The organism is Streptomyces chattanoogensis, from assembly GCF_001294335.1.
Taxonomy (GTDB): Bacteria; Actinomycetota; Actinomycetes; order Streptomycetales; family Streptomycetaceae; genus Streptomyces; species Streptomyces chattanoogensis.
In genome coordinates this window covers 30,622-49,801 of the sequence record NZ_LGKG01000150.1, presented here as the reverse complement: position 1 = coordinate 49,801, position 19,180 = coordinate 30,622, and the positions used below count along the sequence as shown (strand labels likewise).

The following is a 19,180-nucleotide window of genomic DNA, read 5'->3' as shown; positions in this document are numbered from 1 at the left end:
GTTCCACGCTCGACGTACGGCGTGATGCGCTGCCTTGTACAGCGGTGACAAAAGATCCACATGGCGTCATCGGCCCCCCGGGCCACCCGCGCGCCACCCAGCGGCATGCGTGAAGCAGCACGTGAGCGAGCGTGAAGCGGCACAAGTGCGGCGGCACGACCAGCACGTAGTGCGACGCAAGTGCGACGGACACAGCCCTCGGCGTTAACGGAAAGGAACGAGCGCTCATGCGCGAGATCCTCGGAAGGCGACGCAAGCTCCTGTTTCGGCGCGGCGGGAGGTCGGCACCGCTCGGTGCGGCGCTCCAGTACGCCGCCGAGTGGCGATGGCCCGTACTCCCGGGTGTCGGCCTGCGCTCCAGTGGCCGGGGCACCCGGCGGTGCAGCTGTCCCGACCCCGACTGTGTGGTGCCCGGCGCGCACCCCTTCGACCCCGGGCTGCTGGCGGCCACGACCGACGGGCGGATGGTGCGCTGGTGGTGGACGAACCGCCCGGACGCCCCGGTCGTGCTGGCCACCGGCGGCCGGGCGCCGTGCGCGGTGAGCCTGCCGGCCGTCGCCGGGGCGCGGGCGCTGGCGGCGCTGGACCACTTCGGCGTCCGCGTCGGCCCGGTGGTGGCCACGCCCACCCGCTGGTCGCTGCTCGTATCGCCGTACGACCTGGCGGAGTTGGGTGAGCTGCTGCACTCCCAGGACTGGGTGCCCAGCTCGCTGCGGTTCCACGGCGAGGGCGGCTATGTGGTGCTCCCGCCGTCGGGGACCGGCGCCGGGAAGGTGCGCTGGGAGCGGCCGCCGGCCTCCCCCAAGCTCTCGACTCCGTTCGAGCAGGGGGGACCCCCATGCCCGGCGGGGCCCTGGCTGCCGACGGTGACCTCGATCGTCGACGCCCTGGTGACGGCGAGCACCGGTACGCCGGACGGCGGCAGCCGGCTCGCCTATTAGGCGGCAGTGCCGCGGGAGACCGAGGAGTCGGCGGCCGGCCCCTCCGGCAGGTGGCCGGAAAGAACGCCGCGCCGGTTCACCCGTACGGGTGTGAGCGGTGCGCCCGACTACGGGAAACGGGTGTCCGGACGGCCGGGGGCGCCCCTGCGGCCCGGTAGGTTCGCGGGACCGTCACGCCGTGGGCGGTTCTCCGTCGCCCCGGCGTCCCCTTCCTTCTCGCTCCGCAGGTGACTCATGCAGCGTGCGCCGAAAATCCGCCTGATCTCGCTCGCGGGCACCGCGGCGCTAGCCGTCGCCGTACCGCTGGCCGCCGCGGCGGCCGGTACGGCGGACACCGCCCGGCGGACCGATGACGCGCGTGCCGAGCCGGGTGCCAAGTCCGGAGCCGTGTCCGGTGAACGGTCTCCCAAGAAGTCCGAAAAAGCCGCCGATGAGGCCGAAAATAGGCGTAGCGGGGGGAATTCCGGAGACCCGCTCGCCGCCCTGGGGCTCCCCCTCCTGTCGGAAGGCGGCCGCACCTCCCGCTGCGGGCCCGAACTCGCCTCTCCCCAGGGGATCGAGGCCCAGACCTGCGTCCTCGCCGAACGGGGCCTGACCTGGGCGCGGACGTACTACCGCAATCCCACCGGCGCCCCGCTGCGGGCCGTGCTGACGCTCCTGCGGCCGGACGGCCGGACCGTCCAGGTGCACTGCGAGGTGGCCGCCACGGACGAGCCAGGGGTGTGTGAGACGCCTACCGGGGCGACCGGGCGCCGGGGCCGCGCGCCGTACGACGCGGTGGCGGAGATCTCGGATCTGGCGGGGGAGCGGCTGCTGCTGCGCTCCGGCGGCAACTCGGCGCCGAGCAAAGGGAGTTCGGACCTGCGGCGGAAGAATCGGCGGGGCGGCTGAGCGCCGCCCGGACGCCGTCCGGGTCCGGACATGGAAGCGCCCGGTCGCTGGCGACGGGGGATGCACCAGCGACCGGGCTTTTAGAACCGTAACAAGAGATCGGCGGTTCGCAAATTCGATCGTGGATTTCCGGACGCCTCTTCACCCGTGCACGGGGGCGGTTGTGACTGGTGTCACGGCCGAGTCCGAAGGGGCGTCCGAGGCGTCATGGTTGAGCGCGGTCCGTCCCGGTTCAGCTCAGCGTGATCTGCCGGTTGGTGAGGCCGCCGCGCGCCCGGCGCTCCTCCGGGGTGAGCGGGGCGTCCGAGGCCAGGGCCTCCGCCAGCCGCTCGGCGAACTCCGCGGCGGGCTTCGCCACGTCGTCGGCGCTCATCGAGGACGGCAGGTCCCAGACCGGGACGACCAGGCCGTGCGCCCGGAACGAGCCGACCAGGCGGGTGCCTTCGCCGAGCGAGGAGGTGCCCGCCGCGTGCAGCCGGGCGAGCGCGTCCAGCAGCTTCTCCTCGGGGTGTGCGGTGACCCAGCGCAGATGGTTCTTCTCCGGGGCCTCGCACCAGTAGGCGCCCTCCAGGCCGGGGATCCGGGCGGTCGGGATGGCCGCGGCGTTGGCCCGCTCCAGAGAGGCGGCGACCTCGCCGGTGGCGCTCTCGGCGTTCTCCACCCAGAACTCGAAGCCGGTGTGGACCTCCGGCTCGAACGGCGCCTCGGGGTCGAGCAGATCCTGCAGCCGGGGGCCGTCGGCGGCGGGCCGTCCGGCGGCGACCGGGCTGCCGGGCTCGGCCTCCAGCGCGCGCTGGAGGGTGTCGGCCAGATCGCGGCTGACGTCGCCGGAGGCGGTGTCGTTCTGCAGACCGATCAGCACCGCGCCGTTGTCGCGGCGCAGCGCGGGCCAGGCCATCGGCAGCACGGTCGCCAGCGTCACCGAGGGCACGCCCTCGGGCAGCCCGCCCTTGAGGGTCAACTCGACGGTGGCGGCGGGCACCAGCTCCCGCAGCGCCACCCAGTCGCACTCCCCCTGGAGCCCTTCGAAGGGGCGCTGCACCAGCTCGGTGACGGCGTGCGCCGCCTGCCGGCCGTGGCATGCCTTGTACCGGCGGCCCGAACCACACGGGCAGGGCTCGCGGGCGCCGACGACCGGCACCTCGCCGCCCTTCGTCTTCGGTGCTGCGGCCTGGGGCTGAGGACGGCGCTTCTTGGCCATGGCGGCGGTGTCTCCTGGTCGTTCCTGGGCATCCGGATGCGTCCGGGGTCATGCCAAGACAGGCCGGCACAGGCCGGGACATGCGCGGACGCGTTTCGGCGCGAGCCTAGAGGAGAGCGTCCGAAAATGCGCCGCTTACGGGCCTGGGGCGCCGCCGGGACGTTCCCCGGCCGGTCCCTCGACGGCCCTACGGCTCGTCAAAGTCCGCGAAGGACAGCCCTGGTGGCAGGCCGCCGCCGAATCCGCCCGTGAGCGGGGGGTCGGCGGGCAGGTCCACGCGCGTAGCAAAGGAATCCTGAGCCGACAGGATCGCCCAGACCGTCACCTCGCCGTGCGCCGTGTCGCGGACGCCCCAGTCCTTGGCCAGCTGCCGGATGATCGCCAGGCCGCGGCCGCCGTGCGCGGTGACCGAGGGAGTGGCCGGAAGCGGGCGGGTCGGCCCGCCGCCGTCCGTGACCGAGATGGTCAGCCGGCCCTGGCCGTCGATGCGCCAGGAGGCCCGTACGGATTCCCGCAGCGCGCCCCGCGCCGCGTCCAGGCTGCCGCCGACCGGCGAGCCATTTCCGTACACCGGTGCTCCGTTGTCGTATATCGGACGCGCATGCCGACACGAGTTGCTCAGCAGCTCCGAAAGAATGAGTACCGCGTCATCGACGACTGTGTCCTGAACTCCACTTGCCAACAGCTCGTCACGCATGCGCCGTCTGGCCATGCCCACACCCGCTGGACCATGGGGTACGGCCATGATCGACGACGTCGGCACCTCTTGTGCCACCACCAACGCCACCCCCGAGACCTCCTTTGCCCCACGCCACGGGTTGAATGCCCCAATGGACTGGACCGGAAACCGGCCAAGCGGCATACAGTGACGCACTCGACACTCTCGTATACGGGCCGAGTGCGCCGGTGCACACCCTGTGAAGGGCTTTAGGCAAGGCCGAGTTGGTTTCGCACCTGTTTGGGGCGGTTTGTAATCACGGCATCCACTCCCAGCTCGCGGCACAATTCGACATCCGATGCCTCGTTGACGGTCCATACGTGGACCTGATGGCCCGCGCGATGCGCCTTGGCGACGTACTCCGGGTGTGCGCGCAGGATCCGGATGCCCGGGCCCGCGATGCCGACGCCGGGGGGCAGCCGGCCGTCGCGGTGCCGAGGGGTGAGGAATTGCATGAGGTAGACGCCGGGGATGCCGGGCGCCGCGGCCTGTACGCGGTGCAGTGAGCGCGCCGAGAAGCTCATCACCCGGACCGACGGCGTCCATTCGCCCGCCCTGGCCGGTTTTATGTGCCCGAACCGATCGAGAAGCTCGACCAGCCGCTCTTCCACCTGTCCGGCCCAGCGGGTCGGATGTTTGGTCTCGATGGCCAGCTCGACCCGGCGGTCGGCGTCGGCGACCAGTTCCAGCAGCCGCTCCAGGGTCAGTACGGACGTCCGCTCGGGATCCTCGAGCTGCCGGTCCGGCGCTTCGTTCCCGTACGCCTCGTCCTTCCACGACCCGAAGTCGAGCGTGGCGAGATCGGCCAGCTCCAGGGTGGAGACGGCGCCGCGCCCGTTCGAGGTGCGGTTCACCCGCCGGTCGTGCACACACACCAGATGTCCGTCGGCGGTCAGCCGGACATCGCACTCCAGCGCGTCGGCCCCGTCCTCGATCGCCTTCCGGTAGGCGGCCAGCGTGTGCTCCGGGGCGTCCTCGGAGGCGCCGCGGTGGGCGATGACGGAAATGGCCGGCGGATTCGAACGACTGTGCCGGATGGGGCGTGCAGACTTCACCGAGTCATCGTGCCATCCGCTGCCGCGGGGCCGGGTGCGCGGTGCGCGAGCGGTGCGCGAGGGGCGAGCGGTGCGCGAGGGGCGGCAGGGCAATCCCGGCGGGCCGTAATGGAGGGCGACGGACGGCGCGGGGCGGCGCTGGACGGATCCGTCCGGATCCGGATGAATCCGGATGACACCGGACGATCTTTATCGAGCGCGCCGAAATGTCCGAGATAAAGGATGAGGGAACAGTCACAGCCTCGCCTTACGGCGCCCTGACGCGCGGTGGGAAAAGCTGGATGCGGGGTCGTAGCGGTGCGTGCTGCCCGTTCTGCTTGTGCTGCTCGTACCTGCAGGTGCGGACCCTGTGCCCGTATGGCCCATATCGGCGGCATCCTTGATGCTGGGGTCGGGGCTTGGGCCCGGAGTCCGAGGTGTGGGGCCTCGGACTCCGGGTCCCCGCGGCCGGTCCGGCACAGTCGTAAAGCTGAGGAGAGATCTGTGAGCACCGAGAACGAGGGAGCCAACGTCCCGTCGGAGGCCACGCCGCCGACCGGGCCGCAGGCGCCGGACAGCGCCCCCGCGTCCGCCTCCGGCGCCCAGACTCCGGACGTCCCGCCCGCCCCCGCGGCACCCCCGGTCCCGGGCGGCAGCCCCTGGGAGCAGTCCCACGCCCCCGGCGGACCGGGCCCGTCGCAGCCCGAGCAGACCGCCCAGATCCCCGCATACGCGACCGCCGGCCATGGCTCCTCCGCCGCCGGCTGGGGCTCCCACGGAGGCGGCGGTGGCGGCGGCCCCTGGGGTGCGCCGGGCGGCGGCCCGGCACCCAAGCGGCGTAACGGCGGTCTGATCGCCGCCGTCCTGGTGGCCGCGCTGGTCGCGGGCGGTATCGGCGGCGGCATCGGCTTCTGGGCCGCGGGCCAGAACGACACCGGCTCGACGACGGTCACCGCGGCCGGCAACCCCGAGGCGCTGAACCGCAAGCCCACCTCGGTCTCCGGGATAGCGCAGCGGGCGCTGCCCAGTGTGGTGACGATCGAGGCGCAGGGCGCGACCGGCGAGGGCGGCACCGGCACCGGCTTCGTCTACGACAAGCAGGGCCACATCCTCACCAACAACCACGTCGTCTCCAGCGCGGCCGACGGGGGCAAGCTCACCGCGACGTTCTCCAACGGCAAGAAGTACGACGCCGAGGTCATCGGCCGCGCCCAGGGCTACGACGTCGCCGTGGTCAAGCTCAAGAACGCCTCGGGCGCCCCGCTCAACCCGCTCCCGCTCGGCAGGTCCTCCCATGTCCAGGTGGGTGACGCCACGATCGCGATCGGCGCCCCGTTCGGCCTGTCCGGCACGGTAACCACCGGCATCATCAGCGCCAAGGACCGCCCGGTGGCCTCCAGCGACGGCGACGGCGCCAGCGCCTCGTACATGAGCGCCCTCCAGACGGACGCCTCGATAAACCCCGGTAACTCCGGTGGCCCCCTGATGGACGCCAGCGGGAACGTCATCGGCATCAACTCCGCCATCCAGTCGGCCGGCAACGGCGGCGGCATGGGCCCCGAGTCGCAGCAGTCCGGCAGCATCGGCCTGGGCTTCGCCATCCCCATCGACCAGGCCAAGCGGGTGGCCCAGGACCTGATCAGGTCCGGCCGCCCGGTCTACCCGCAGATAGGCGTCCAGGTCGGCATGAAGGACACCGGCGACGGCGCCACCATCGCCCAGACCGGCAACAACGGCTCCGACTCGGTCACCCCGGGCGGCCCCGCCGACAAGGCCGGCCTGCGCCCCGGCGACACCATCACCAAGCTCGACAACACCGTGATCGACAGCGGCCCCACCCTGATCAGCGAAATCTGGCAGCACAGGCCCGGCGACCACGTCACCCTCACCTACCTGCGCGGCGGCAAGGAGCACACGGCCCAAGTCACCCTGGGCCAGCGCACGGGCGACAAGTGACGCGCTAGTCTGATCCCCGCGACACCGCACACCGGTGCCGCGGGGAGGCTTGCCCGAGCGGCCTAAGGGAACAGTCTTGAAAACTGTCGTGAGGTAACCCCTCACCGTGGGTTCAAATCCCACAGCCTCCGCACAGGTCAGAAAACATGCAGGTGGGCGGGGGTCCCGGAACGTTCCGGGACCCCCGCCCACCTGTTTTCCTGTCTCACCCTGCTGCGGTCTGGCGCACCGCTGACCAGCCTGTGTGGACGGGACGTGGACGGGAATCAGGGCTCTGCAGTCCGCTGTTCCTCGGCCCGCATCGCACGCTCGATCAGCGCATTGGCCTGGTCACGCTGCCCGTCCAGCACCTTGGCGTAGAACTTGTAGAGGACGGCCACGCTGTGGCCGGCGCGGCGGGCCACCTCGGTGGGAGCGACGCCTGAGGTGATCCAGAGCGAGATGCCGGCCTTCCGCCCGGTGTACGGCGCTTCCGCGAAGTGGTGGAGGACCTGCTCAGGGGTGAGCGCTGCTTTACGCGCCTCCTGCCAGAGATCCGTGTACTCCTTGCTGAGCACGACCCCGCCCTGGGCCGCTCGGAACAGCCGCCTGTCCGACGCCACGCCGTACCGGTCGATATGGGCACGCAGCATCCTCACCAGTTTCGGCGGGATCGGTACGTCGCGCACGGACGAGCGGGCCCGACGCTTCAGCCCGCGTTCTTCGTAGGGCTTACCGTCGTCCGTCCAGGCGGATCCCACCCGGGATGCGCTACCGGAGAGCAGCAGGACACCCCACCCCGTCTCGGGCAGGGTGCAGTCGCTCGCCCTGAGATTCATTGCCTCGGCCGGCCGAGTGGCCGCGTAGTAGATGCACGCGAAGAACGCCTGGAGATGTTCGCCGCGAGGGCCGAGCGTTCCGACGGCGTCGATGAGTTCCTCTGCTTGCCGAGGGTTCGGGACGTACCGGAAGTCGATCTCGTCGTCTGTCGGCGGAGGAGACCAGTCGACAGACGGCAGCGGGTTGGCCGTGAGGCGTTTGCGCTCCACGGCGTACCGGAGGGCGTTGTTGAAGACCGTCCGGCGGTTCGTGATGGTGGTCGCTGCCGCCCGCTTCCCATTGAGCCGCGTGCTCAACGCCTTCAGCGCGGCGCGGACCTTTTCGGAATCGTCCTCCAGTGCGGACATGGAAAGAGCTTTTGCAGATAGCCACGTGAGCGCGGCGGAGAGGTGGTCGGGCGGCGGCGTGCGGTGCTTGGAGAAGTTGAACGCGTAGCCGGTCAGCGCCCTTCGCAGTACTGCCGGTGCGGGTGCCCCTTTCGTGTCCTTGACCAGAGCGGCGGTGATGACCGCAAGGGCGTCTGCACGTGTGGCCCGGCCCTTCGCCGATGCGGCCGCGGACCACTTCATCTCTGCGTAGTCCTTGGCGTGCTCGAACCACGTCACCTGGGGCTGGAGCGCGGCCAGTTCGGACTTTGGGAGACCCGTCTCGATGTCGAATTGCTCGCCCTTTTGAGCAGCGGCCATCAGCTGGGACCGCCGGCCGTCGGCCAGGGTCTTGGTATGGAAGCTCTTAGCGTGTGACTTGGGCCCGACTACCCAGCGGACCTGGTAGGGCTTCGGGTACTGCGGCCGTACGCGGATCTCGTACATCTTGAACTCGAAGGTCAGCAGGGTGACTCCAGAAATGCGAGCGGGCCCGGCAAGGCCGGGCCCGCTGAACGACAGAGGGATCAGGCGGCAGGCTGTTCTTCCTGTTGAGAAAGCCAGTTGTCGAGATCCGCGCGGCGGATGCGGAGCTGGCCGCTCGGGAGCTTGACGATCCTGGGGGCCTGTCCACGGGCCCTCATCCGGTAGAAGGACGCGCGGGACATATTGAGTTCGGAGAGAACTTCGGGGAGCTTGAGCATCTTGGGGCTGGGCACGTTGCTGTCTCCTTCGAGGCGGTCTTGTACGCCACGTGCTGACGCGGCGTTAGGGCAAGGAGGTGCCGGACGCTGTTGCGGGGAGAAAAGTGTCAGCAATGTCAGCAAAAACCGCTGACCTGCGGAGATGGTGTTGGCGGGGGTGTCAGCGGTTGTCAGCAGTGTCAGCAAAATGGCGCTGTCTGCTGACAGTGCTGACACCTGCTGGCGCGTGTCAGCAAAGGAAAAGACCAGGTCAGCGATTTTTGCTGACACTGCTGACGTTCTGCAGCCCTACGGAGCGTTCTGCGGGTCCTTCAGGGCAGGGTGGACACGGAACGTGATCGTCGCTGCGCGGCCTCTTCCGCCAGGGGAAGGCGGCCTGTCAGCGCGGAGGTAGCCGTGTTCTTCCAGGAGGCTAAGGGCGGGGTCGATGGTGTCGGTACGTCCACGGAAGCGACGTAGGGAGGCGACGACGTCGCGGCGCTTGACGGTGGTCCGGTGCGTGCCGTTCTGCTTGGGGCGGCGGAGCCAGTCGAGGATGTGCACGGCGTCGTCAGTGGCCGGGTCGGCGGCGATGAGATCGAAGACCGCCAGGGCGTGCGCCGTGTAGTACTCAGCGATGGCCGCCGCGCGTTCAACGCACTCGGCGTTGACGGGTTCGCCCCAGCCGGTGCTGATGCGGTCAGCAAGATGGAGAAGGCCGGCGATACGGATGGTGGCGCCGACGAGCTTCCCGGCCCAGTCCTTTACGTGGGACAGCGATTGGTCGGGCCTCAGCTTGAACTCGACTTCCTCCTGAAGGCGTTCGACGACGGCGTCGGCCTGGGCGGACAGCGGGATGGTGACGGGATCGGGCAGGTCGGTGAACGTGCGCACCATCGCTTCCAGACGGGCGTCGTACGTACGGCTGACGCTGTCGGGCACGGGCTGCGTGCGGATCCTGCGGTAGCCGAGGTTCGACGGCGGGAGGGAGTACAAGAAGCGGGCGAGGAGACCGCGGTCGCGTGCACCAGGGGCGGAAGCCAGGTCGTGCAGCACGGCGGGCTGGGGTGTGACGCCGATCGTCAGCGCTGGGCGGTCGATGGTGGGCTGGTCGCGGGTGATGCGGTCGGTCTGGAGGCGTTCGCCCTTGTGGGCCTGGAGGAAGACACCGAGGTTGGGGCGGGTGCTGTAGCGGCCGGCGATGATGTCGAACAGGTCGCCCTCGGGAGAGAGCGCGGCGAGGCATCGGTGCGTGGCAAGCAGATGGGTGAGCGGTTCGGGGGTGATGTCTCCGGAGACCGTCAGCCGCGGCGTGGGCGGTACGTGGATTTCGTCGGCGAGCATGCGGGCCGCGGAGGCTTCAGCGACGAGCTGCTGGCGATCGATGGGGTCGCCCTTGCGAGCCTTGGCCAGTAGGGCATCAACCTCGGCCTCGGCGGTTTCCTTGGCGGTCTGAGCCTCGATGATGGCGGGCTTCGCCTGCTGGGCCAGTTCCTCCTCGATCCGGTAGATCGGGGCGGTCATGGGGGCGAAGACGTCCGACTTGCGGGAGGCCGGCGGCATCGCGCACACCAAGTAGAGGTTGGACTGTTCGACCCAGCCGGGGCGGATCTGGAAATGAACCCGGCCGCCGGCGGTCGTGGACAGCGCGGCCAGGCCCATGGTGGCAGCCATATCCGGGGGAGTCTGGGTGAACTCCGCCAGTGCCACGACCTGGTCACGCATCCAGCACGGCAGGACGTTGACCGGGAAGCTGGGCAGTGTGCCCCCTTCACCAAGGGGGGTGGGCTCGCTCCAGGCGCGTTGCTCGGCCGCCTCCAGTGCCGCCAAGGCTTCGGCGCGGGTGGCGTCGGCAGTGAGTTCGCCGGTGCGTGCGCTCTGGCTGAGACGCATGCCGGTGGCGTCGAGGCGGCGGTTGTCGGCCGCGTCGCGGGCGATGGCTGCGTAGTACTCGCCGTTGCTGGTGGTGGGCACCTGCTGAACCAGGTGATGGAGGTAGGAGGCTCCGCCGATGCGGTTCAGGTCACCGGTCTGGGCCAGGTAGGCGGCGACGGTGATGGGATCCACTGGCTCATCCCGCTCGTGCAGGGTGGTGATGGCACGGTGGATGGTCTCGTGGGCGGGGCGGTAGTAGTCCGCCGGATCGAGAATGGCGGTGATCTCCGGAATCACAGCGGGAGACAGCAGCATCGCGCCGAGTGCTGCGTGTTCAGCTTCGATGGCTTGGTCGTGAGGCCCGGCTCGCAAAGTGTGGATGGTCGCGAACTCGGCGCCATGGGCATGCGGATCGGATGTCGGTTGGGTCATGCTGGAGACCTCCACAGGTCTGTTGAGGAGTGGAGACAGGGCGGGCCGCGGTCTTTGGCGAGAGGCGGCCCGCCCTAGTACCGAAGAGGCCGGTGGCGGGGTCAGGGCTGGAGGGCGGCGGCGGTGGCCCACAGCGCGCCGAGTGCGGTGGCTGTGAGGGTGAGCCAGGACAGGGCTTCGGCCCACAGTCGACGGCCCATGCCGCCCGGATCCGGTATGTCGGCGTAGGCGTCGGCGAGGCATGCGTGCGCCGCGGCGACGAGGCCAAGATCGGCGTACCAGCGGCCGCGGCGGTCGACTCCGCCGGCCTTCTCACCGTCGGGGTAGTGGCCACCGTGGAGGATTCCGCGGTGGCGGTCGCTCTCGCTCGTCAGCTCGGCACGGTTCCGGCAGACAGGGCTGGTGGTGCGGCAGACCGGGCAGCGGTAGAGGTATCTGCGCATGATCACGTCCTTTGGTGAGGGAATGGGTTGGCCCTCCCCGGAGATGCCAGGAAGGGCCGGATCGTGGGCTGAGAGGGGGGTGTCGGGGGTTGATTGGACTGATCGGTTTTCGCAGGTCACCAATGGCTTGGTGATTGGCTGGGCATTGGCGGCGATCGGTTTCGTCAGTCGTTCGGGGCCAATGGCCGACCGATCCGGGACCGATGCCGGAGGAAGGTCAGGAGGCGGCGTCGACCGCGTCCTGGACGCCGGACAGGCGGTAGCCGCGGGGCTGCCCGTCCAGTTCCCTGAGCCGCTCCGAGAACAGCTCCACACCCGCGTCTCGGAGGGCGCGGCTGAGGGCTTTGCCGAGTTCGCGGAGTCGGCTGTGTTCGTCGCGCTCGTCCCACGCGCCCCATCGGTCGGGGTCGGCGGTGCGCAGATGGCAGTGGATCTGGCCCATGGTCAGGTAGGCCGGGTCGTCCTCGGCGGTGAAGATGTCCCGCAGGAGCTGAAGGATCGACGGAACAGGACCGGGCGCGCTTGCACTGCTTCCGGTGCCGGCGGCGGCGCAGAGTTCTTGTAGCGCATGCCACTCGTCGAGGAGGCCGGCTTCGGTCAGGGTGTGAGTCACATCCACCAGACCCGCCTTGTGTCGCTCGGTGGCGACGCGTGCGGCGTATTCGGGGGTGATTTCACGGACCTGGTAGCGCATGGGCTTGTTGGGCATGCCGGGCAACCCGACGCCGTAGATCTGTCCGGCGTCGTTGACCTGGGTGTGGGTGGCGGCCTGGAGGAGATCGGCGCGGTAGCCCTCGGCGACCGCGCCGGGGCCGAGCAGCTCGGTGATGTCGACGCGGCGGCAGGCGCCGAGGAGCTTGGCGGAGAGCTTGGGGCCGATGGCTTCGCCGAGGTAGTCCTTCGTGCCGAACTGGGATCCGGCATAGACCCAGATGGCCTCCTTGCGGCCGAGGAGCAGTAGCCGGACCAGGAGCTTCTTGGCCCGTTCCGAGAGTTGCGGCCATTCGTCGCCGAACACGCAGATCGCTGGATGCTCGCGGGAGACACGCCATTTGTTGCCCCAGCCGTAGCGGGCGCGCTGGCGGGCGCGAGCCGAGCACCAGGCGAGGAGGAACTCAAGCACGGCGCAGATCGCATCGTCGTCCATGCAAGCGCTCAGGATGAGGGCCTGCTCCAGGTCACCGATGCCAGTGCCGGCCGGGTCCAGATTGATGGTCGCGGCGTCGTAGCAGGCAGTGGCGACCTCGGCCATGGCGAGCATGACGCCGGACTTCCCGCCGCCGGAGTCGGCCACCATCAGCAGCATCAGCCCGGCCAGGGTGAACGTGAGGGGGGTTGCGTCCATCGCGACCCCGTAGTCGGCGAGGTCGGTGATCGACATCGACAGCGGAGCCCGGTACGGGACTGTGCCGACCAGCTCCGGTGTGAAGGGGTCGGTAAGGATCATCCGGACGGTGCAGGTGTCGCCGTGATCGGGGTCGGTCTCCACCAGCAGGCCGTCGCGGCGCAGCTTCAGCAGCGTGATCAGCCGCCGGTAGGTGTCGGTCTCGGCGAGTTCTTCCGGGCTGCCGGAGCTGAAGATGACGCGGGCCGTCCAGCCCCACGGCTCGCGCACCACATCTGTGATCTCTTCGATGTCGCAGCCCTGTGCTACCAGGGCGCGCCACAGTGCCTCCTGGGCGTCCTCGCGGCTGGTCACGTCTCGGATCGGGAACGGCTTGAGCTTCTCCTGAAGGACTTCGTCGGCGAGGCCGGCCGTCGGCATGCTGGGCCGTTCCAGCTCCTGGGGGCCGACAAGGTCTGCGGGCAGGGCTCGCTGCGTCAGCGCGAGCGGGTGTCGGCCCAGCCACCAGGCGGCTCCGGCCAGTACCGGCACCGCCACCAGACCCGCGGTCGGCGCGGCAAGGAGGGCGCCGAGAGCGGTGGCTCCAGCGGGCAGTAGCACGCCAATGAACCTGCCGAAGGCCCGTACGGAGCGGTACCGGCGGATCTGCTCACGCGTGGGCTGGGCCCCGGCAAGATTGAAGGGCAGCTGCGCCAGGGCAGCGCCTGCAGTGCGGCGCAGCTTCAGCTGAGTGCTGAGGTCCTTCAGGCGGTTCCCGTCTTCGGCAGTCAGACCGAAGTCCACGGCGTCGCGCGCCAGCTTCTGGGTCTTCTTACCGAGACGGTTGATGTCCGCGGCGACGTCCTCGCGCTGCTCGAGGTAGGTGTCCAGGTGCCGTTTGACCATGCGACGCCGGATTTCCTCGTCGGACATGTAGGTGAGGGTCGTCCAGTGAGCGGTGGCGGCCCAGGCGTGGCGTATGCCCGGAAGCGTGCCTCCGGCGATGGCCCGCAGGGCGGCAGCCGCACACCGGGCGACGCGGGTAGCTGTCGGGCCGCGGCTGGTCGCGGGCTTTTCCTGCTGGGGGTCGGGGGCGTCGTCGTCGACGATCTCGGCCCATACGTATTCGCCTTCGTAGGGGGCGACTTCGGTGGTGTGGTGGGTGCTCATGTGTCCTCCGTCGGCGGTCCGGGCCGGGGCGGCCCGCCACACCCGCTGGGGTGTGGGGGACCGTCGCGGCCCGGTCAGCCGCCGAAGGCCCACAGGCCGACGTTGTTGGCGGCCAGGACCGCACCGGCGACGAAGTAGCCGGTGAAGCCGAGACCGGTTCCGTAGCAAACGCCGACGCTGACGCCGATGACCATTTCCTTGAGGTCCTTGGCGCGGCCCTTGGCGGCGAAGAGCTTTACGCCGTACCAGGCGATCCCGCACAGCCCGACCAGGGCGCCACCGGCGGAGACGGGGGTGATGGCGGTCCGGGGAGCGTGCGGGGTGACCGTCGTCCCGGACACCCCGTGGACGGCCGCCTCCCCGCCGGCGTTCAGGCCGAGGCGCAGGGCGCCTGCGATCTCGCCGAGGATGCCACCTGAGTTGACGGTGACCAGCAGGACGAACAGGCCGACGAGGATCACCGTGGATTTGGCCCGAAGCCACTTGAACTTGAATCCGGCGATGACGACGACGGTGCCGATGGCGGCGAAGGCGAGGGACCCGAAGCCTGCGTTGGCCCCGGGGTTGTCGAAGATGTTCATGGTCAGACGGCTCCTGTCAGGCGGTAGACGACGAATCGCCAGGTGGCGGTGGCCAGTCCGCAGATGACGGCCCAGATGGCGGGGCGGGTGACGACCCAGCCCATGCGCGAGGTGAGGAAGCGCCAGGTGGCGCGGCCGACGAATGCGGTGACGCCGACAGCGGCGCGGCACAGGCCGCCGATGCCGGGGACGAACTGGCCGACAATGACCGGCATTACGACGCCCAGGGCCATACCAGCAGGCACGAACACAGCACTGATGCTGTAGGTGCGCAGGGCATTGGCGATCCAGACGGTCGCGGTGTGGTCGCCGATCGGGGCCGCGGTGGCGACCGCGATGCACAGCAGGTTGCGCTTGATCTGCAGCCGTGCCCAGTCGACCCGGTTGCCGTCGGAGTCCCATACGGCGCTGCGTTCGATCAGGGCGGTGGCCACGTCGGTCCAGCCGAAGCCGAAGGCCCCGCTGAGGGCGGCTTCGACGCCGCGGGAGGCGACGTCCGTGATGTCGAACCGTCGCGCGGCGGGCTCGTCGGTGAAGGCATCGGCCGCGGGAACGTGGGCCGGAGGGGGCGGGGGCGGGGTGCTGCCAGTGATGGGGCAGACAACGTAGGTGTCGGCGGCGAGGGCGCAGCCCTCACGGATCGGGCACCCGGTGCAGCAGTCGTCCTCTGGCCGGCCGAGTGGCCAACTGCCGCTGTCCGCCTTGGCGAACGAGTAAGGACTGTCAGCCATCGCGGACCTCCGTTGGCAGGCCCGCGGCCGGGCCGTCGATGAGGGTCTGCAGGAGGGCCTGGACGTTGAGTTCGTCGCCGTCCGGCGCAGCGAGGCGCGGCTGGGCCTGCGTGGCGGGGTAGAAGCCGGGCGGCAGCGAGGGCGGCATCGCGACCTTGGGCCGTGTGCCGACGGGGCGGCGGCCCGGCAGGTAGAGGCGGGTGGTGGGAGCGGTGCTGGCGGCGAGGCGCCGCAGATGACGCAGGCGGCGCGGGCGGCGGATCAGGCGGAAAGAGATCACGGCACACTCCGTGGACAGGCAGCCCGCCCCCAGGCGGGTGCGGGCTGCGACGGGTGAGATCAGGGACGGCGGCGGGCACGCGCACGCGAGCGCAGACCCGGCATCGCGATACGGAAACCGCAGGTATCGACGAGAGGGCAGCGGTCGCACACGGCGGCGGCTTCCTCACGGGCTTCGGTCGGGGTGCGGCCGCTGCCGGCGGCGTCGAACAGCGGCGCCTTGGCCTCCTGCCAGCACGCGGCAACACCGTGAAAGCCGCTGCGGACACTGCGGACCGCCTCAAGCGTGCGCTGCTCCTCGAGGGCCAGCTCGGTCTTCAGGTCACGGCTCATCGGCCGCACCGGCCCCAGCGGTCCTGGCGGCGGCGCTCGGTGTCCTCCCATGCCTGGCTCTGCCGGTCCGCGGCCCGCGCGTTGCGGTGGTGGGCCTCGCGCCGCTTGCGCGAGGCCTTCTCGGAGGCCGACTCGCGGTCGCTGTAGGTGGTGTCGGCCATCGTGCGGTCGTTGCCGAACAGCCCGAAGAACGCCATCACCGCTCCCCTTTGGCCTTGTTGGTCTTGGGGGTGCCGGGGACCGGCTTGGGCTCAGCCCTGAACCAGCCGCCGCGCGAGGCCTGGTACGTCGTCTCGTACCGGGGGTCGGGGCGGGTTGCGGGCGCGATGGAGATACGGCGCAATGCCATGCTGGTACAGCTCCTCGTCATGGGGCGGTGACCGGTCGGCCGGCAGGCCCTGGAAAGCGGCCGGCGACTCGGTCCGTGGAAAGGCCGTGCTCCTGGCCAGGCCCTGGAAAGCGGGCTGGGAGCACGGCGTCGTGCCGGGTGGTCCATCGGGCACTGCTCGCCGGGTCTGCTGCCGCATCTGCTCACCGGGTCTGCGGACAGGTCCGCTCACCGGGTCACTCACGGGCCGCTCGCCGGGTCTGCACTGCGCTGTGGTGTCGGCTTCCGGCAGTTGCAGCAACGGCCAGCCCGTACGAGGCGGGCTGGCCATCACTGGTGGTGCCGGACTACGGGCGTGAGCCAGCCTCCTCGTCCTCCTCTCCATCGCTCTCGCTCGGGCCAGCCTCGGCGGCGTCGGTGACGGTGTCGGTCTCCTCGTGGGACATCAGCTGCCCCCACGCCTTGCGCACCCGCTCTTCCCCACCGACGTATCCGGCGTTGCGGAAGGCCGTGACGGCCTGGCGGTAGGACAGCGGCGGGTCGGCGGAGTAGCGCAGGTGCCTCAGCACGGCATCGAGCTGCTTGTCCGCCAGCCGCTCCCCTGGCACAGGCACCGGCACACCCGCCACGGACGCGATCTCCTCCAGCGTCACGGCCGCCTCACCAGAGGAAGGCTCCTCCTCCAGGCCAGCCGCATCGGTCCCGCCCGTGTCCGCGTCGTCCTCCGCCGTCACGGGCGTGACGGGTCGAGGCGTCACGGACGTCACGTTGGGTGTGACAGGGTTTGTCTCGACGGCGTTGACCTGCGTGTCTTCAGCGTCACGCGAGGGTGTGACGCTCTCCAGCTCCGGCCGCACGGCAGGGCCGACGGCTGTGGGCTCATCGGGTGTGACGGGACCTGTGATGGGGCGCGTCACGGTGAACATGTCGGCCAGGGCGGCGTCGGCGCCTGCTGTGACGCGATCACGCTGGATGTCCAGCAGCTGCGCCCCCAGCGACACATCCCCGACACCAACACGCTTGGCCAGGCGCCAGGACTTGCGCTCCGACCGCTTCCGTACGTTGCCGTCGGGGTGGTGGGCAGAGCGTGCGCGGTGGTACGCCAGCGCCTGGACGACGTTGGCTGCCCTGCGGTCGGCGTCGGCGTCGCGGCCGTCGGTGTGGACCACGATGCGGCGGGCCAGGAACGCCATGCCTTCCGCGCTCACGCACATGCCCATCGGCGTCACGGCGTAGATGACGGTGCGGCCCGGATCGTCGGCCGCCATCGCCGCCATCACCGAGGCCGCCGCCGGAAGGGCCCACAGGCCCGCCCGGATCACCAGCGGCGAGGCCTGGCCGAGCATCGTCAGCCCCAGCAGCACCAGGGCCAGAACAGCGGTCGCACCCTCACCGGCGGCCACCGCGCCCAACGCGGTGCCGTCGCCGTAGGCGCGGCTGATGTTGCTGAACGTCCCCATCCCGCCGGCGATGCCGGTCGCGAGCATGGGGACGAACGCGGTGGTGAGAACGATCCGCTGGGCTTTGGACAGTGGCTTCGGTGCGGTCATCATGCTCCACCACCCCAGGCGGCAACCGCCGCAATCACCAGCAGCCCGCCGGCCGTGCACGTCAGGTCGATGGCCCGACGCAGCCGGACGAACTTGCGCACCGCGATCCGCGACAGGTTCACGATGTGCACCGGCCGGTCATCCTCACCGAGCGCCTCGCGCATCTCGGCAGGGGTGAGCGTGGCCCACTTCGGAAAGCCAGCCGGACGACCCCCGCCAAGGTGGGGCCGGACCGTCAGCAGCAGCAACGCCGCAGCCGCCAACAGCACAGCCACCCCCACGGCGCCGAACGCCACGGACGCAACCGGCAGATGGACACTCGTGGCTACGGTCCAGGCGCCGGCCATCATCGCGCCGATGAACGCCAGCAATAGCGACGCCTTGGTGTCGGTACGGGCCAACTCTGCCTTGACCTCGGCGTGAGCGGCGGTGAGCGCGGTGTCCTCGTAGCTCATGCCTCGCTCTCCTCGGGCTCGTAGACCATGCCCAGATGCCACAGGTGGCTGCTCGCTTCCCGGAGGAGGTCGAGCAGAGTGGCCAGGGCCAGGCGGGCATCCCCGAACGCCAGCTCGGCGCCGTACGCGTGCTCCGCAGGCTCCGTCCCGTCATCCGGGTCGAGCCTTCCGGCTGCCAGGTCGCGGAGCACACGCCCATCCATGTGGGCGATGGCCTGCTGCAACCGCGCGCACATCTCCACCATGGCGATGACGGAGCGGCTGACCTCAGGCGTGCTGTCGTACCCGCCGTTCATGGCGGCGTGGTTGTGCTGGCGCACCGCTTCGGATGCTGCCTGCATGTGTGCGGCGGGGGTCCTGGTCTTGCTCATGCAGCCACCGCCGTCCGCAGCGCGTCGTGCGCCACCGTGATCTGCTGGGTAGAGCTGGTCAGAACAGCCAGGGCGGGGGCGTAGTCCAGGTAATCGGTGTCGGCGGCCGCCTGTCGGCGGCCGAAGTGTGTCGTCATCAGCAGTACTCCGAGTCCATGGAAGGGGGCCCGGGGCGCCCGCGCGGTAGGTGCCGTGCGGGCGCCCCGGGCGGGAGGCGTTAGAGCGATCCGCCGGGTTCACGCCTGGGCAGCGGCAGCTTCGGCTCGGCGCTGTCAGGTACGCGGTCGTGCTGGGGTTCGGGCTCACTCATCGGGCATCGCCCCGGAGCTGAGCCGCCTGAGCCGCCGCAGCCTCGGCTGCGGCCCTTGCGCGTTCGGCTTCCTCCATGTGCTGGCGACTGAACGCGTCGAGCGCGGCCGCGGCCTGTTTCTCGGCGCTTTCACTCACCGGGAACCACCGCCGGAGCGCTTGCCGTCGGCCTGCCGGGCGCGACGCAGGAACTCATCCATCTCCCGATCGCCCGACGCAGTGACGATCAGGAATGCGAAACTGTCCTTCACAGGACTGCCTCCATCTCAGGTGGCCTGTGCGCGGGTCTCGGGGATTGCGGCCCCGGGGCCCGCACCCGCCGGACTATCCGGCTCCCCTCAGCCCCGCCCGTACGAGCGGCTCCCGCGTGGGAACCGCTCGGACGGGCGGA

Annotated in this window: 21 protein-coding genes and 1 tRNA gene; 4 read left to right on the top strand and 18 right to left on the bottom strand. The window is 70.3% G+C overall.

The genetic code is table 11. The features are described 5' to 3' along the window. The first annotated feature begins 227 nt into the window (after positions 1-227). Positions 228-941 carry a bifunctional DNA primase/polymerase gene (locus ADL29_RS25245; protein ID WP_053925890.1) on the top strand — a complete coding sequence of 238 codons (714 nt, stop codon included), beginning with the start codon at positions 228-230 and terminating at the stop codon, positions 939-941. A gap of 234 nt (positions 942-1,175) precedes the next feature. Continuing rightward, positions 1,176-1,832, top strand: a complete 657-nt coding sequence (locus tag ADL29_RS25240) for a hypothetical protein (protein WP_053925889.1) — start codon at positions 1,176-1,178, stop codon at positions 1,830-1,832. Between the two features lie 232 nt (positions 1,833-2,064). On the opposite strand, the gene ADL29_RS25235 is transcribed toward ADL29_RS25240, so the two are convergent. The 3 genes from ADL29_RS25235 to ADL29_RS25225 form a co-directional block, all read right to left on the bottom strand. Further along, positions 2,065-3,033, bottom strand: coding sequence for a DUF5926 family protein (locus tag ADL29_RS25235; protein WP_053925888.1), 969 nt, complete (start codon positions 3,031-3,033; stop codon positions 2,065-2,067). A 187-nt stretch (positions 3,034-3,220) separates the two neighbouring features. Next, on the bottom strand, positions 3,221-3,907 hold the full coding sequence (locus ADL29_RS25230) for an ATP-binding protein (RefSeq protein WP_425424280.1): 687 nt from the start codon (positions 3,905-3,907) through the stop codon (positions 3,221-3,223). Positions 3,908-3,960: 53 nt separating this feature from the next. Beyond that, positions 3,961-4,806, bottom strand: coding sequence for a glycerophosphodiester phosphodiesterase (locus tag ADL29_RS25225; RefSeq protein WP_053925886.1), 846 nt, complete (start codon positions 4,804-4,806; stop codon positions 3,961-3,963). A 483-nt stretch (positions 4,807-5,289) separates the two neighbouring features. On the opposite strand from ADL29_RS25225, the gene ADL29_RS25220 reads away from it, so the two are divergent. Further along, on the top strand, positions 5,290-6,741 hold the full coding sequence (locus tag ADL29_RS25220) for a S1C family serine protease (RefSeq protein ID WP_053925885.1): 1,452 nt from the start codon (positions 5,290-5,292) through the stop codon (positions 6,739-6,741). Positions 6,742-6,784: 43 nt separating this feature from the next. Then, positions 6,785-6,872: transfer RNA gene (locus ADL29_RS25215), tRNA-Ser, on the top strand. A gap of 135 nt (positions 6,873-7,007) precedes the next feature. Here ADL29_RS25215 and ADL29_RS25210 read toward each other — a convergent pair. The 15 genes from ADL29_RS25210 to ADL29_RS43665 all read right to left on the bottom strand — a co-directional run bounded on the left by ADL29_RS25210 (position 7,008) and on the right by ADL29_RS43665 (position 18,617). After that, positions 7,008-8,372: a tyrosine-type recombinase/integrase gene (locus ADL29_RS25210; RefSeq protein WP_053925884.1), complete on the bottom strand. Its 1,365-nt coding sequence runs from the start codon at positions 8,370-8,372 to the stop codon at positions 7,008-7,010. Positions 8,373-8,452: 80 nt separating this feature from the next. Next, the gene (locus ADL29_RS25205) at positions 8,453-8,644 is read right to left on the bottom strand and encodes a helix-turn-helix transcriptional regulator (RefSeq protein ID WP_107095076.1); all 192 of its coding nucleotides are present in this window, start codon (positions 8,642-8,644) and stop codon (positions 8,453-8,455) included. A gap of 273 nt (positions 8,645-8,917) precedes the next feature. Further along, on the bottom strand, positions 8,918-10,915 hold the full coding sequence (locus ADL29_RS25200; protein WP_078971271.1) for a DUF3987 domain-containing protein: 1,998 nt from the start codon (positions 10,913-10,915) through the stop codon (positions 8,918-8,920). A 101-nt stretch (positions 10,916-11,016) separates the two neighbouring features. Next, a complete protein-coding gene (locus ADL29_RS25195; protein ID WP_053925882.1) occupies positions 11,017-11,358 on the bottom strand; it encodes a hypothetical protein in 342 nt (113 codons plus the stop codon). A gap of 217 nt (positions 11,359-11,575) precedes the next feature. Then, on the bottom strand, positions 11,576-13,852 hold the full coding sequence (locus ADL29_RS25190; protein ID WP_053925881.1) for a hypothetical protein: 2,277 nt from the start codon (positions 13,850-13,852) through the stop codon (positions 11,576-11,578). A gap of 74 nt (positions 13,853-13,926) precedes the next feature. Further along, the gene (locus ADL29_RS25185; RefSeq protein WP_053925880.1) at positions 13,927-14,433 is read right to left on the bottom strand and encodes a hypothetical protein; all 507 of its coding nucleotides are present in this window, start codon (positions 14,431-14,433) and stop codon (positions 13,927-13,929) included. A 2-nt stretch (positions 14,434-14,435) separates the two neighbouring features. After that, positions 14,436-15,164, bottom strand: coding sequence for a hypothetical protein (locus tag ADL29_RS25180; protein WP_053925879.1), 729 nt, complete (start codon positions 15,162-15,164; stop codon positions 14,436-14,438). Next, positions 15,157-15,444: a hypothetical protein gene (locus ADL29_RS25175; protein ID WP_053925878.1), complete on the bottom strand. Its 288-nt coding sequence runs from the start codon at positions 15,442-15,444 to the stop codon at positions 15,157-15,159. The genes ADL29_RS25180 and ADL29_RS25175 overlap by 8 nt, the downstream gene beginning before the upstream one ends. 59 nt (positions 15,445-15,503) lie before the next feature. After that, the gene (locus tag ADL29_RS25170; RefSeq protein WP_063788531.1) at positions 15,504-15,776 is read right to left on the bottom strand and encodes a hypothetical protein; all 273 of its coding nucleotides are present in this window, start codon (positions 15,774-15,776) and stop codon (positions 15,504-15,506) included. Further along, complete coding sequence (locus tag ADL29_RS25165) at positions 15,773-15,973, bottom strand: hypothetical protein (RefSeq protein ID WP_053925876.1); 201 nt, start codon at positions 15,971-15,973, stop codon at positions 15,773-15,775. The genes ADL29_RS25170 and ADL29_RS25165 overlap by 4 nt, the downstream gene beginning before the upstream one ends. After that, positions 15,973-16,125, bottom strand: coding sequence for a hypothetical protein (locus ADL29_RS43670; RefSeq protein ID WP_157878575.1), 153 nt, complete (start codon positions 16,123-16,125; stop codon positions 15,973-15,975). Before ADL29_RS43670 ends, ADL29_RS25165 begins: the two co-directional genes overlap by 1 nt. A 326-nt stretch (positions 16,126-16,451) precedes the next feature. Next, positions 16,452-17,657 carry a hypothetical protein gene (locus ADL29_RS41545; RefSeq protein WP_078971270.1) on the bottom strand — a complete coding sequence of 402 codons (1,206 nt, stop codon included), beginning with the start codon at positions 17,655-17,657 and terminating at the stop codon, positions 16,452-16,454. Then, a complete protein-coding gene (locus ADL29_RS25155; protein ID WP_053925875.1) occupies positions 17,654-18,109 on the bottom strand; it encodes a Pycsar system effector family protein in 456 nt (151 codons plus the stop codon). The genes ADL29_RS41545 and ADL29_RS25155 overlap by 4 nt, the downstream gene beginning before the upstream one ends. Further along, positions 18,106-18,480, bottom strand: coding sequence for a hypothetical protein (locus tag ADL29_RS25150; RefSeq protein WP_157878574.1), 375 nt, complete (start codon positions 18,478-18,480; stop codon positions 18,106-18,108). Before ADL29_RS25150 ends, ADL29_RS25155 begins: the two co-directional genes overlap by 4 nt. Beyond that, the gene (locus ADL29_RS43665; RefSeq protein WP_157878573.1) at positions 18,477-18,617 is read right to left on the bottom strand and encodes a hypothetical protein; all 141 of its coding nucleotides are present in this window, start codon (positions 18,615-18,617) and stop codon (positions 18,477-18,479) included. Before ADL29_RS43665 ends, ADL29_RS25150 begins: the two co-directional genes overlap by 4 nt. Positions 18,618-19,180 lie beyond the last annotated feature (563 nt).